This window comes from Haloglomus salinum, from assembly GCF_024298825.1.
Taxonomy (GTDB): domain Archaea; phylum Halobacteriota; class Halobacteria; order Halobacteriales; family Haloarculaceae; genus Haloglomus; species Haloglomus salinum.
Map to the genome: position 1 here is coordinate 3344132 of NZ_CP101153.1, position 13269 is coordinate 3357400.

The 13269-nt window shown below is 70.3% G+C and carries 11 protein-coding genes; 5 read left to right on the forward strand and 6 right to left on the reverse strand.

Translation table 11 applies throughout. From position 1 onward, the window contains the following. Positions 1-8: 8 nt before the first annotated feature. Positions 9-2456 carry a polyphosphate kinase 1 gene (ppk1, locus tag NL115_RS16310; protein WP_254830387.1) on the reverse strand — a complete coding sequence of 816 codons (2448 nt, stop codon included), beginning with the start codon at positions 2454-2456 and terminating at the stop codon, positions 9-11. 85 nt (positions 2457-2541) lie between these two features. Further along, positions 2542-3279: a metallophosphoesterase family protein gene (locus tag NL115_RS16315; protein ID WP_254830388.1), complete on the reverse strand. Its 738-nt coding sequence runs from the start codon at positions 3277-3279 to the stop codon at positions 2542-2544. Between the two features lie 281 nt (positions 3280-3560). Between NL115_RS16315 and map the strand changes: the two genes are divergently transcribed. Beyond that, positions 3561-4451, forward strand: coding sequence for a type II methionyl aminopeptidase (map, locus tag NL115_RS16320; RefSeq protein WP_254830389.1), 891 nt, complete (start codon positions 3561-3563; stop codon positions 4449-4451). Between the two features lie 141 nt (positions 4452-4592). On the opposite strand, the gene NL115_RS16325 is transcribed toward map, so the two are convergent. Then, positions 4593-4796: a DUF7835 family putative zinc beta-ribbon protein gene (locus tag NL115_RS16325; RefSeq protein WP_254830390.1), complete on the reverse strand. Its 204-nt coding sequence runs from the start codon at positions 4794-4796 to the stop codon at positions 4593-4595. Positions 4797-5165: 369 nt separating this feature from the next. Here NL115_RS16325 and NL115_RS16330 point away from each other — a divergent pair, with 369 nt between their 5' ends. The 4 genes from NL115_RS16330 (at position 5166) to NL115_RS16345 (ending at position 9494) form a co-directional block, all read left to right on the forward strand. Continuing rightward, the gene (locus NL115_RS16330; RefSeq protein ID WP_254830391.1) at positions 5166-5717 is read left to right on the forward strand and encodes an HIT family protein; all 552 of its coding nucleotides are present in this window, start codon (positions 5166-5168) and stop codon (positions 5715-5717) included. A gap of 74 nt (positions 5718-5791) precedes the next feature. Further along, entirely contained in the window at positions 5792-6904 is a 1113-nt protein-coding gene (locus tag NL115_RS16335; RefSeq protein WP_254830392.1) for a cation diffusion facilitator family transporter, read from the forward strand. A gap of 74 nt (positions 6905-6978) precedes the next feature. Then, positions 6979-7506 (forward strand): DUF3268 family zinc-finger domain-containing protein, encoded by a 528-nt coding sequence (locus NL115_RS16340; protein ID WP_254830393.1) that lies wholly within the window; start codon positions 6979-6981, stop codon positions 7504-7506. 176 nt (positions 7507-7682) lie between these two features. Then, positions 7683-9494: a site-2 protease family protein gene (locus NL115_RS16345; protein WP_254830394.1), complete on the forward strand. Its 1812-nt coding sequence runs from the start codon at positions 7683-7685 to the stop codon at positions 9492-9494. A gap of 19 nt (positions 9495-9513) precedes the next feature. On the opposite strand, the gene NL115_RS16350 is transcribed toward NL115_RS16345, so the two are convergent. The 3 genes from NL115_RS16350 to NL115_RS16360 form a co-directional block, all read right to left on the reverse strand. Next, positions 9514-10509 (reverse strand): hypothetical protein, encoded by a 996-nt coding sequence (locus NL115_RS16350; RefSeq protein ID WP_254830395.1) that lies wholly within the window; start codon positions 10507-10509, stop codon positions 9514-9516. Positions 10510-10632: 123 nt separating this feature from the next. Beyond that, the gene (locus NL115_RS16355) at positions 10633-11931 is read right to left on the reverse strand and encodes a tRNA (N(6)-L-threonylcarbamoyladenosine(37)-C(2))-methylthiotransferase (RefSeq protein WP_254830396.1); all 1299 of its coding nucleotides are present in this window, start codon (positions 11929-11931) and stop codon (positions 10633-10635) included. A gap of 498 nt (positions 11932-12429) precedes the next feature. Beyond that, positions 12430-13233, reverse strand: coding sequence for an SDR family oxidoreductase (locus NL115_RS16360; RefSeq protein ID WP_254830397.1), 804 nt, complete (start codon positions 13231-13233; stop codon positions 12430-12432). Positions 13234-13269 lie beyond the last annotated feature (36 nt).

Consider the following 13269-nt stretch of genomic DNA (forward strand, 5'->3'; position numbering starts at 1 on the left):
CCGTGCGGTCAGTCGTCGAGCGCGTCCCGGAGGTCCCGCGGCACCGTCTCGAACCCCGTCCCGTCCCCGATGGCGGTGCCCTCGGTCGCACGCTCCATCAGCGTCGCGTGCGTGTCCACCGTCGCGCCGTCCGGTCGCTGCTGTCGGTAGGTTCCGTCCGCGGCCATCTCCCAGGCACGTCGGTTCTCGGCCAGTTGCAGGTCCAGAACCGCCGCGAGTTCGCGGCGGTGGGCCGGTTCCTCGACGGGAGCGACTGCCTCGACCCGGCGGTCGAGGTTCCGCGTCATCCAGTCGGCGCTCCCGATGTAGAACGGGGTATCGGCGTTGGCGAAGTGGTAGATGCGCGCGTGTTCGAGGAACCGCCCGACAACGGAGCGGACGGTGACGGTCTCGCTGACGCCGTCGATTCCGGGCCGGAGCCGGCAGATGCCCCGGATGACGAGGTCGATGTCGACCCCGGCCATCGACGCCGCGTACAGTTCGCGGACGATAGCAGGGTCCTCCAGGGCGTTGAGCTTCGCGACGATGCGGGCGTCCTCGCCATCGCGTGCCGCCTCGGCTTCGGCCCGGATGAGGTCGGTCACACGGTCACGGAGGCCCGTCGGCGCGACGAGCAGGCGTTCGTAGTCGTTCTCGCGGGAGTGGCCCGTGAAGAAGTTGAACAGCCGGACGAGGTCGTTGCCGACGCGGCGGTCCGCCGTGAGGAGCCCGAGGTCGGCGTACAGCTTCGCCGTCCCCGCGTGGTAGTTCCCGGTCCCGACGTGGGAGTAGAGCCGGACACCCCGGTTCGCGGCCGGGCCGTCGCCGGTCGCGTCGGTCCCGCTCTCGCCGTCGGTTCCCTCGTCACGGACCACGAGCGCGCACTTCGCGTGGGCCTTCGGCCCCATCGTCCCGTAGGCGACGTGGACGCCCTCCTCCTCCAGCCGGCGGACCCAGCGGAGGTTGTTCGCCTCGTCGAAGCGGGCCTTCAACTCGACCATCACCGCGACCTGCTTGCCGTTGCGCGCGGCCTCGATGAGCGCCTCGATGACCTTCGAGTCGTGGGCAGTGCGGTAGATGGCACACTTGATGGCCAGCACGTCCTCGTCGCGCGCCGCCGCCCCCAGGAACGCCTGGACGGTCCCCTCGAAGGAGTGGTACGGATGGTGGGCGAGGACGTCGCCCTGCCGGATGGCGGCGAACAGCTCCGGGCCCTCGCGGTCAGCGAAACGAGGGTGGGGCTGTGGCTGCCAGCCCGGCAATGCGAGGTCCGGTCGGTCGAGGTCCGTGAGCCGTGACAGGTCCCGCAGGTCGAGCGGTCCCTCGCGCTCGAACAGTTCGCGCTCCTCCAGGCCGAGCTGGTCGAGCAGGAGCCGACGCGTCGCCTCGTCCATCCGGGCGCCCACCTCCAGCCGGACGACGGTCGCGAACCGGCGGTCCTGGAGGATGCCCTCGATGCTTCCGATGAGCCCCTCGGCCACGTCCTCGTTGCGCCGGACCTCCGCGTTGCGCGTCACCCGGAACGGGGCCGCATCCAGGACCTCCACGTTCGGGAACAGCAGGTCGAGGTTCGCCGCGACGACCTGCTCCAGCGGGACGAACCGCGCCGACTGGTGGATGGTCGTCCCGTCCGTCGGCCCCGCGTCGGCCGTGTCCTCACCGTGGGTCGCCAGCACGTCGTCGAGGTCGACCAGACGGGGCCGGTTCTCGGGAATCTTCACCCGGGAGAACCGCGGGTCGCCGTCGCCAGCGCGCGTGCGTACGGCCAGCGAGAGCGAGAGGTTCGAGAGGAACGGGAACGACTTGCTGGCGTCGTAGGTGAGCGGCGTCAGCGTCGGCAGGATGGCAGCCTCGAAGTACGACCGCAGGGCGGCCTGCTCGTCGGCGTCGAGGGCGTCGTGGTCGTGGACGTGGACGCCGGCCTCGGCCAGCGCTCCCCGGAGGTCATCGCGCCAGCACCGCGCGGCCGTCTCCGAGAGGTCGCGTGCGGTCGAGAGCGCGTCGAGCCACGTCTCGTGTGGGGTTCGCCCATCCGGGAACGTCTCGGCGACGCCGGCGTCGAGCTGTTCCTTCAGCCCGCCGACCCGTTTCATGAAGAACTCGTCGAGGTTGCGGGTGATGATGGTGAGGAACTTCGCCCGCTCCAGCGGCGGGTTGCGGTCGTCGAGTGCCTCGTTCAGCACCCGCGCGTGGAAGGTCAGCTCCGAGAGCTCGCGGTTGAGGTAGTAGGCCGGGTCCGAGAGGTCCACGTCGCCGTCTTCGGGGGGCTCCGGCACGGCACCCCCGTACCGTGCGAGGCCGTAGGGCGAGTCACCGCCGTCACGGTCCGTGTACGCCGCCGTAACCGGTGTCCGGTCGTCGACGGCCTCCGCTGTCCCGGCTTCGCGCTCTGAAGCCGACGCGTCCGGCGGGTCCGGCGGGTCGGTCGTTCCACCGGGGTCCTCGTCTCCGGTCCCGGAGGGCTCCTGCTCGCTCATGGTGGATGCACCGCGCTCCGCCGCAAAACGGTTCGGGTCGGGTGGACAGGCTGCTGGGGCGACACGGTCCGGTGACTCGGGTCGGTCACTCCGAGATGGCGGGGTCGGCCGGGTCCAGGAACTTGCGGTCCGGCCGACGCTGGTAGGTGTCGAACGCCTCGACGCTGTGGAAGTCGCTGGTCCGGTAGTTGTAGGCCGTCAGCTGACCGCCGTACACGCAGCCGGTGTCGAGGCCGACGGCGTACTGGGTCACGACCGGCTCCTCGAGGACCGTGTGCCCGAAGAAGACGGTGGTCGGGCCGTCGTACGTCTCCCACCAGAACGGGCCGTCGTAGCCGTTCTCCGGGGGGACGGCCCGGAAGTTGAGCAACTCCTCCATGTCGTGGTCGGCGAGGTCGCGGCGGGGGTCGACGCCGCCGTGGACCACCATCGCGTCGCCGAAACTGATGACGACCGGAAGCGAGGCGAGGTACCCCTCCACGGCAGCGTCGTCCAGCGCATCCAGCGTCTTCCGGCCCTGTATGAGCTTGTCCTCGTTGTTGCCCCGGACGCTGTAGGCGTTCGGGAGCTGCCGGACGTAGTCTACCACTCCGTCGCTGTCGGGACCCTTCCGGACGAGGTCGCCGACGAACAGCAGCAGGTCGTGTGGGCCTGGGTCGATGTCCGCGAGGAGTGCTTCCAGCTCGGCGAGACAGCCGTGGACGTCACCGATGAGGTAGATGTCGTCGTAGGCCTCGTCGTCGAGGCGGAGATGGTACGGGGCAACCGCGGGGTCGAGGTCGCCACACACGATGCGGGCGTCCTGTGTCTCTGGTCCTGTCATCACGGGTGGTCCGTCTCCTGCCTCCGGCGCCGGTGTCGAGGCATCGTCCATAGGAGCTCGACGCCGACGAGAAGTATATAGTTTTGGCATATAGTCGGATAATATGGTGGATTATCTATAGAGACAACGAGTAACATATCTACTCGGCGCCCGCCCCCTGGCGTGGCAGGTTGCCACGCGGTCGTCCCGTTGCGTGGCGGTGGCCCGGACCGCCCGCCGGCCACGCATCGCCGGTCCCCACGAGCGCAATCCCTTTGAGGGGTTCCGGCGAATCCGGACCCATGAGTACGCTCGACGACGAGAAGTACGAGAAGCACCGCGAGGCAGGGGAGATACTCGCCGAGGTGCGCGACGAGGCAGCCCAGAAGGTCGAGGTCGGTGCGAGCCATCTCGAGGTCGCGGAGTGGGCCGAGGACCGTATCCGAGAACTCGGTGGGGAGCCGGCCTTCCCGGTCAACATCAGCATCGACGAGGAGGCCGCCCACGCGACCCCCTCGGTCGACGACGAGTCGACGTTCGGCGAGGAGATGGTCAATCTCGACATCGGGGTCCACGTCGACGGCTGGCTGGCCGACACCGCCGTCACTGTCGACCTCTCCGGGAACGCCGAACTCGCCGAGGCGTCAGAGCAGGCGCTGGAGGCCGCACTCGATGTCGTCGAGGCCGGCGTCTCCACCGGCGACATCGGTGCCGAGGTCGAGGACGTCATCGAGGGGTACGGCTTCAACCCCGTCGTCAATCTGACGGGCCATGGCCTGGGCCACTGGGAACAGCACACCAGCCCCAACATCCCGAACCGGGCGGTCTCGCAGGGGGCGACGCTCGAGGCGGGCGACGTGGTCGCCATCGAGCCGTTCGCCACCGACGGGAGCGGGAAGGTCAAGGAGGGGAGCGAGGAGGAGATCTACGCACTCGAGCGCGAGGCCTCCGTCCGGAACCGGCAGGCGCGACAGGCCCTGGAGCAGATCGTCGACGAGTTCAAGACGCTCCCGTTCGCCACGCGCTGGCTCGAGACCTCACGCGCCGAGATGGCGCTGCGCCGCCTCGAGCAGAACGGTGTCGTCCACGGCTATCCCGTCCTGAAGGAGCAGGAGGGGTATCTCGTCAGTCAGAAGGAGCACACCATCATCGTCACCGAGGACGGCTGCGAGGTCACGACCCGGTCCCGGTAGGGACCGCCGACCGAACGCTGCGTCATCAGCTCTCCGGGCACGTATCCAGCCACGGAGCCGCCGCTGGGTCGGACAAGTCCGGTGCTGCGCTCAGAGCCACAGGAGGTCCGCGTCGCAGTCGCGTCGCGGCGGTCGCTACGCCTACGCGTTGTTCATCCGCACCGCGTCCTCGTCGCCACAGACGACACACGTGGCGACCCGGTAGGGCTCGCGGGAGAACTCCGCGTTCTCGGCCTTCGTACTTTCCGTTCGGATCTCCACCGAGACCTGATGGGCAGTCTCGCGGCTACAGGTTGCACACTGCTCCACCATGTCCCCGTCGTCGGAGCGGGTGTTCACTGACATCACCAGTTTCGAGGAGCGATAGCATCGTAAGAACCCCCGACCGTTGGGGGCCGTTCGGACCGTTCACGGCCGCTGTGGCGGAGCAATCCCCAGACTGGGGAGTTCGGGGCTGATAACCGTTCTGGCCGTCGCCCCCGGCTCCGTTCCGACCGTTCAAACCGTTGAACGGCCAACAGATTCTTGTACCAGTTTCGAACTGACTGTTCAGTCGAGCCGTTATCGCACCCGGCCGCCCGGGGTGGCCGGACCCCCCGCTCCGCTGGCGCTCGGGTAGCACCCGGACCCGACCGGTCCCCGGTCGGCCGGATGGACCGTGGCCGGGGGAGCGCGCGCCGGGAGACTGATACCCCTCCTGGCCCACCGGGTGACATGGACCAGGTCTTCGCCCCGTGGCGCATCGAGTGGGTCGAGCGCGACCCCGACGACCAGAACCCCGAGATGGACTGCCCGTTCTGTGGGCTCCCAGAGCGAGAGAACGCCCGCGAGGCCCGCATCGTCGCCCGCTCCGACCACGCGTTCGTCCTGCTGAACAACTACCCGTACAACCCGGGCCACGCGATGGTCATCCCGTTCGAGCACGGCGGCGATTACGGTACGCTCTCGGACGAGCAACTGCTCGACCACGCCCGACTGAAGGCCCGGACGCTGGACGCGCTGGAGACAGCGTTCCACCCGGACGGCGTCAACACCGGCGAGAACCTCGGCGGCGACGCCGCGGGCGGCTCCATCGAGGACCACCTCCACACCCACGTCGTCCCGCGCTGGAGCGGCGACACCAACTTCATGCCCGTCATCTCCGACACGAAGGTCATCGTCGAGGCGCTGGAGGACACGTACGACCGGCTCCACGACGCGTTCGCCGCACAGGACGGGGCCGAGCCCCCCGGGCCGGAGCGGGCCATCCGGCTCGACCTCGGCTGAGTGTCCCCCTGTCACCGGTGTGCTCTCGCTGGGACCCGACAGCGGTTAGTGCGCGGGGGGTCCACGCTCGGGTGATGCCCGACGCCGAGCCCGGCACCCCATCCGAGCCCGGCACCCCATCCGAGCCCGGCACCCCATCCGAGCCCGGCACCCCATCCGAGCCCGGCACCCCATCCGAGCCCGGTGGCTATCCGCAGAGCGGTGGGCGGCCCGGCGAAGAGGCCGCGAGCGAGCGGCGGCGGGACGTGCTTCGCCGCGTCGGCCTGCTCGTCCTTGGCGTCAACCTCGTTCTCGCGGTCGCGAAGGGCGCCGTCTGGTACCTCACCGGCAGCCTCGCGGTCGGGGGCGAAGCCGTCAACAGCCTCGCTGATGCCCTCTACTCGGTGGTCGTGCTGGGTGGGCTCTACCTCACCACCCAGCCGCCGGACTTCGAGCACCCACACGGGCACGAGCGCATCGAGCCGTTCGTCTCGCTCGTCGTCGCGCTGGGTGTCTTCATCGCCGCGGGGGCCGTCGCACGGAACGCTATCGGGGCACTGCTCTCCGGGGAGCCGGCCGTCTCGGGCGGGGTGCCGGCGATGGTCGTCCTCGCGCTCTCGGCCGTCGTGAAGTTCGGCCTCTACCGGTACGTCCTCGATGTCGCCCGGCGCAGGCACTCACCCGCGCTCCGTGCGACCGCACTCGACAACCGGAACGACATCCTCGCAGCCAGCGCGGCGCTCCTGGGGGTCCTCGGCGCGAGTGCCGGCTACCCGTGGCTCGATCCCGCGGCCGCACTGGTTGTCGCCGCCGCAATCGCCTACACCGGCGTCGAGATCGTCCGCGACAACGTCACCTATCTCGTCGGCCGGGCACCCCCCGAGGACCTCCGCGCCGATATCGTCCGTCGTGCGCTCTACCACCCCGACGTGGAGGGTGCCCACGATGTCATCGCCCACTACGTCGGTCCGGAGGTGGATGTCTCGCTCCACATCGAGGTGGCTGGCGACCGCACCCTCCACGAGGCCCACGACATCGAGACGGACGTGGTGAGCGCCATCCGCGACCTGCCCGAGGTCGACGACGTGTTCGTCCACGTCGACCCGAAGGAACTGGGCGAATGGAAGGACGACCCCGACGTGGACCGGCTGGCGGGCGAGGCTCCGGACGGCGCCACCGACGGTGAACCGACCCCGGCAGACGAGTGACCGCCCGGACGAGGAGCCGGCGGACCGCCGACCGGACGGAAAGCACAACCCGACGGAGCCCCTCGAATCGGGTGATGGCGTCCGAACAGGAGTCCGTCGGTGACGTCGACACGGTGCTTCGTGAGGAGCGCGAGCGGGTCGAGACTGCCCTCGTCGAGTTCGCCCCCGACCTGCTGCGCCGACTCGGTGTGGCCCCGGACGCGGTCGTCTCCGACCTGTTCACGCCGGCGTTCGTCGCCGCGGCCACGGACTTCGCCGACTTCGAGGAGTTCCTGACCGTGGCCGGGGTCGAGTCGCTCTGGGACCTCGGGCGCTGGCTGGACTGGGTGCTCGACTGGCACGTCCTCGGGAACACGCGGTTCTGGTCGTGGGAGTGGATGGTCCACGCTGCCGTGGTGGTGCAGGCGACAGCCGCCGAAATCGGCCCGGTTCGGTGTCAGTGTGGTGGCCCGGTGACGCCGGTGACGGCCTCCGATGTGGAGGAGCCGGGGCGGGCCGACAGCCGCTGGGTCGAGTACCGCTGCACGGCGTGTGACGCGACGGGCCGAGCCAGCCGCGCACCCGACGGTACCGAGACGTTCGACGGACTCGAACGGGTCTGACCGGTACTGCGCCGCCCCGTTCCGCTGTCCTGTTCCGCCCTGTCCCGCTCCACCCCGTTCCGCTGTCCTGTTCCGCCCTGTCCCGCTCCACCCCGTTCCGTTCTGTCGTGCTGCGAGCCCGCTCCCGTTCGGGGAACCCGGGCCCTTCTTGCCGGGCCGGTGAGAGCGTTCGCGCGATGGTCGATGGCCTCCCCCTCGCGGTCGCAGTCGTCGCCTTCGCGGCCGTCGCCGAACTCCTCGACCGGACAGGACGGCTTCCCGAGAGCGTCAGCGTTACGGGGCCGTTCGTCACGCTCTCGTCGACCCGCGGGCGGACGCTGCTGACCCGGCTGGCCCGCCCACGGCGCGCGTGGCGGCGCGCCGGCAACGTCGGGCTCACCGGTGTCGGTGTCGCCATGGTCCTCGCGGCGGTCGGCGTCCTCCTCGCGGGGGCTGCCGTGCTCGCAGACCCCGGGGCCTCGCCCATCGACTCGGCGAGCAGCGTCCTCGTCATCCCGGGTGTCAACCGCTTCCTGCCGGTCGCGGCCGCGCCGGAACTCCTGTTCGCCGTCCTCGTCGGGCTCCTCGTCCACGAGGGCGGACACGGTATCTACTGCCGCGTCGAGGGTATCGAGGTCGACAGCGTCGGCCTGTTCCTCCTCGGCGTGATTCCGGCCGGCGCGTACGTCCTCCCGGGCGAGGACAGCGACGAGCGCGCGAACCTGCCGGGCTGGGCGCGGATGTTCGCCGCCGGCCCGGTCAACAACGTCGTCCTCGCTGTCGTCGCGTTCCTCGCGCTGCTGGCGGTCCTCGGGAGCGTCCAGCCCGTCCCGGGCGTCGCGGTCGGCGGCGCCTTCGCCGGCGCGCCTGCCGCGGACGCCGGAATCGAGCGCGGCGACGTGCTGACCAGCCTCGACGGGCGGCCCGTGCGGTCGGCGGCGGACCTGGACGCCGCTCTGGCGAACGCCTCCGGAACGGTCCGCGTCGAGCGGGCCGACGGTCCGCCGACCCAGGTGCGGCCGGAGCCGACGGTCGTCCGGGCCGCCGACGGTGCGCCACTGACGACGCCGGAGACGGTGGTGGCGGTCAACGACACGAACGTCTCCAGCGAGCGCGCGTTCCGCGAGGCGCTCGGCCCCCGCGAGGTGGCCGCACTCCGTGTCCGCCCCGGGACCATCGACCCCGGCTTCGACCCTTCGTCGCCGACGTATGGCGACGACGGCACCCGGACGGCCGTCGCGGCGATGGGGCTCTCGGGGCAGGTCGTCGAGGGCGGGCCGCTGGCCGCGGCCGGCCTCCCGGCCGGGGAACGAGTCGTCCTCGTCCGGGTGGACGGCGACCGGACGCTCGACCTGGCGGCGCTGGAGGACGCGCTCGCGGACCGGGACCCGGGGGACCAGATTCGAGTCGTGGCGTACGCCCCCTCGGAGGACGCCCGGCACGCCGGCGCCCGTCGTGAACTGACGATATCGCTCGGCGGCGATTCTGCCCCCGTCGTCGGCGTCCTCCCTGAGGCGGGCGTCTCCGGGCTGGTCGTCTCGGACTTCGGCGTCGGCGTCTACGACACCGGGACGTACCTCACGGCGCTCCGGGGCGGTGGCATCCCGGCGGCGGGCGCGGACGGCCTGCTCGGTCGAGTTTTCGCCTTCCTCCTGCTGCCGCTCGCGGGCGTGACGGGCCTCGCGGGCTACAACTTCGCCGGATTCGTCGGGTCCGCGCGCCCGCTGTACGAACTGACGGGGCCGCTCGCGGGGCTCGGCGATGTCGGCTTCGCCGTCACGAACGGCCTGTTCTGGCTGGTCTGGTTGAACATCCAGCTCGCGGCGTTCAACTGCATCCCCGCCTACCCGCTGGACGGCGGCCGGCTCGTCCGCGTCGGCACGGAGTGGCTCGGCGTGCGCTACGACGTGGCCGACCCGGCGCGACTCGCCGAGCGCGTGATGGTCGGGACCACGCTGGTGATGCTGTCGGTGCTGGGGCTGATTCTGGTCGTGAGCGTCGCGCTGTGAGGCAGGTGCGGCGTGAAGGTCAGTTATCGGTCGTAGCCCGGGAGGTTGCACTCCCGCCCGCGGTCTCGGCCCGGACCTGCACGGTGGCCTGCTCCTCACGGTGGTAGAGGGTGTACTCGCCGGTGAGCGTCCGCTCCTCGCCGGCCGCGAAGTCGGTCGCCAGTCGAGCGCCACCCTGGCTGTAGTCCGCGATGAAGCTCTCCTTCGGGGTCTCGTGGTCCAGGAACCCGCGGAAGGTCCCCGCGCCCCCCTCGTTCCGGACGACGAGTTCGTAGTCGACGGTCGTGGTCGGGAAGTCGTCGTGGTCCGGGGTCGGCGACTGGTGCGGGGTCGGGCCGGGTGTCGTTCCGGGTTCGCCCGCGACGAACGACTCCAGCGTGAACGCGGGCGGTTGGCTCCCGAGCCGTTCCAGTGCCGACGTGGACAGCTGCCCGAGCGTCCGCTCCTCCGCGGGCCACCGCAGGGTCGCCTCGTCGGGGTCGATATCGGCCGGCACCTCGAACGCCGTCCAGGCACGTTCGGCGTCGCCGACGAGCGAGTAGTTTCGCCGGCGTGACTCCTCGTAGGTCTGCACCACGTCGCCGGCCTGTACGTCGAGCCGGAGGGCGTCACGCGCCGGATACCCCTCGGCGTTCTGGAAGGCGCGGCTGTTCCCCTCGGGCGTGTGCTCGTCGGTCCCGATGGCGACGTACACCAGCCAGCCGTCGCTCGTGCGCAGGTCGAGGAACCCGCCCATGATGTGCCGCCCCAGCGCCGAGGATTGTACCGACGTGCCGGTCAACGTCACGTCCGCGGGGTCGACGGGCGTGGGTGATTCGTTCGGACCCTTGCCGGTCGGCGTGTGCTGGTCGGTCGGCGTATCGGTGGGTGAGCCGGGGGTCGGCTCGTCGTCGTCAGAACCGCTTCCGAGGTCGATACAGCCGGCGACGCCGGCGAGCGCCCCGGCCGTCAGGCCGAGGACGGCGCGCCGCGAACGGTCACCGGTCGATGCGTCCGTGGAGGGCTCCTCTCGCATGGCGACGGCTCCGTTCGGCACTGATAAACGCTTCGTGGAGGCACAAAGAGGCCTTTGAGCGAGCTGTTATCCGATAATATCGGAGATGATGGACGAACTACTGGGTTTCGTGAAATATCTCCGTCAGTCGTCCGCGGGCGTCCGCGCGCCCTCGGACCGCTCGGTCGCCGACCGGACGGGTTCGGCGAAGCAGTAGACCGTCTCCGCCGCGGTCACCTCCACCTCCAAGAAATCGCCGGGTTCGACGCCGTGGTCGGAGGCGTTCTGGACGATGACCTGTCGATAGGCCGGGTCGCGGCACTTCACTGAGTCGCCGGTCCCCTGCTCGACACAGAGGACGCGCCGGCGCTGGCCGACCATCTCCCGGTGCGCTTCGAGGACGACCCCCCGTTTCAGTTCGCTCATCGCCTTCGAGCGCTCCTTCTTGATGGTCCCGCCGAGCCCCTTCAGGTCCGCGGCGTCCGTGCCCGGGCGCTTCGAGAACCGTGTGACGTTGACCTTCTCGGGCCGTATCTCCCGGAGTAACTCCATCGACTGCTCGTGGTCGGCCTCGTCCTCGGTGGGGAAGCCGACGATGAAGTCCGTCGAGAGGGTCCAGTGGTCCAGTCGGTCGTCGAAGGTCTCCACGATGTCGCGGAACTTCTCGACGCGGTGCTGGCGGCGCATCTCCTCGAGTACCTCGTCGCTCCCGGACTGGACGGGCAGATGGATGAAGTCGTACAGCTCCTCGTTGCGCGCGAACACGTCGGCGAGTTCCTCGCGGATGCCGTGGACGCCGCCGGGGTTGGCCATCCCCACGCGGACGCGGAACTCGCCCTCGATGTCGCAGATGCGGTCGAGCAGCTCCGGGAGCTTGCGCTCGCCCTCGTCCCAGCCGTAGACGCCGGTGTCCTGGCCGGTGACGCGGAGTTCCTTCGCGCCCGCGTGGACCAGCGCCTCGGCCTTCCGGACGTTCTCCGCGACGCTCGGGCTATCGATGCGTCCGGTCGCGAACTTCGTGATGCAGTACGAGCAGTTGCTCATGCACCCCCGCGCGATGGGGAGGATGCCGACCACGCCGTCGAGGACGGGTTCGGCGTCCGGCGTCGTCGTCGGGCACTCGCCGTTCGTGACCGCTGTCGGGACCTCCTCCCAGTGGAGGACCTGCGCGTCGATATCCGCGTCCGCGAACTCCTCGCCCTGTGCCAGCGCCATGCAGCCGGTGACGATGAGGTCCGCCACCTCGGATTCGAGTTCCTCGGCCCGCCGGAGCATGTTGCGCTCCGTCTTCTCGACGACCGTACAGGTGTTGAGGATGGCCACGTCCGCCTCGTCGGGGCCGTCGACGGGGTGGTGGCCGGCGTCGCGGAGTCGCCGCTCGATCTCGCGGCTCTCCCCCCGGTTGGACGTACACCCGTACGTCTCGATGTGGTAGCGGGCCATCGGTTCGTGTTGTGGGGGATTGCGGGTGGGTCAGCAAAAGGCCACGGGTTCGGTAGCGGGTGTGGGCTGGGTCTCGTGGCAGTGGGTTCTGGCGTGTGTCCGGTCCCGCTTACTCTCACTGTGACGATGACATCACCGATGGGGACCGTTACGAAGCCCTCGCGCTTCGAGTCCGCCAGGGCCGCATACCCGTCAGTCGGGTCCGTGAGCCTCGTGCCTCCCCAGCCGCCTGCGATGCTCGCGTTGCTGTCGTCGGACTACGTCCGACTGCAAGCGGGACGGAGTCCCGCTCTGTCGCCGAAAATCGGAGATTTTCGAGATCACGAGAGAGCGGAGCTCTCTCGGACGACGCGTCTCGGCCCTCGCGCGCTTAGAGACGGCCGACGACAGCCCGGGGGCTCGCGGCATGAAGCCGCTCGCGGGGGCTGTCGTCGGCCGCCAGCGCGCGCCGGTTGGACTGACGTGGGTCGGGTCGCTTCGTAGCTTGTTGCGCCGTCGCTACGTGCTCCGGAGACTCCCACCGTCCACGGGCAGCGCGGTCCCGTTCACGTACGACGACGCCGGGCTGGAGAGCCAGGCCACCGCCTCGCCCAGCTCCTCGGGCCGACCCATCCGCTCGAGGGGGATGCCCTCGCTCCAGGACTCGCGGCCCTCGTCGTAGTCGGCGAACTCGCCACGCTCGACGGATTGCTCGATGAGGTCGCCGATGCGGTCCGTCTCGTGGGCGCCCGGGAGGACCGCGTTCACCCGGACCTCGGGTGCGAACTCGCGGGCCTGGGTCTTCATCAGGCCGATGACCGCCCGCCGGACGCTGTTCGAGAGGACGAGGCCGTCGATGACCTCCTGCACGGAGCGGGAGGTGATGTTGACGATGGTGCTGGCGTCGACAGCGTCCGTCGCGGCCTCTGCGAGGTGCGGGTACGCCGCCCGTGTCGTCCAGACCGCGGACATGACGAGCAGGTCGTACGCGCGATACCAGTCGCCGTCGTCGGTGTCGAGGAACGGCCCCGACGGCGGGCCACCGGCCGAGGTCACGACGTGGTCGAGGCGGCCGAACTCGTCGACGGTACGCTCGACGAACCCCTCGACGGCCTCCTTCTCGGTGATGTCTGCCTCTACCGCGAGCACGTCGCCGTCCCCGGCCGCGCGCAACGCCTCACGGGCGTCGTCGAGGTGGTCCGCCGTCCGGCCACAGACCGCCACGTCAGCGCCCGCCGCAGCGAGGGCGAGGGCGCTCGCGCGCCCGAGGCCGGCGCTCCCTGCGGTCACCAGTGCTGCGTTCCCATCGAGTGCGAGGTCCATGCCGGCGGGTGGTGCGGCGGCGCGGTAAAGGTTCCC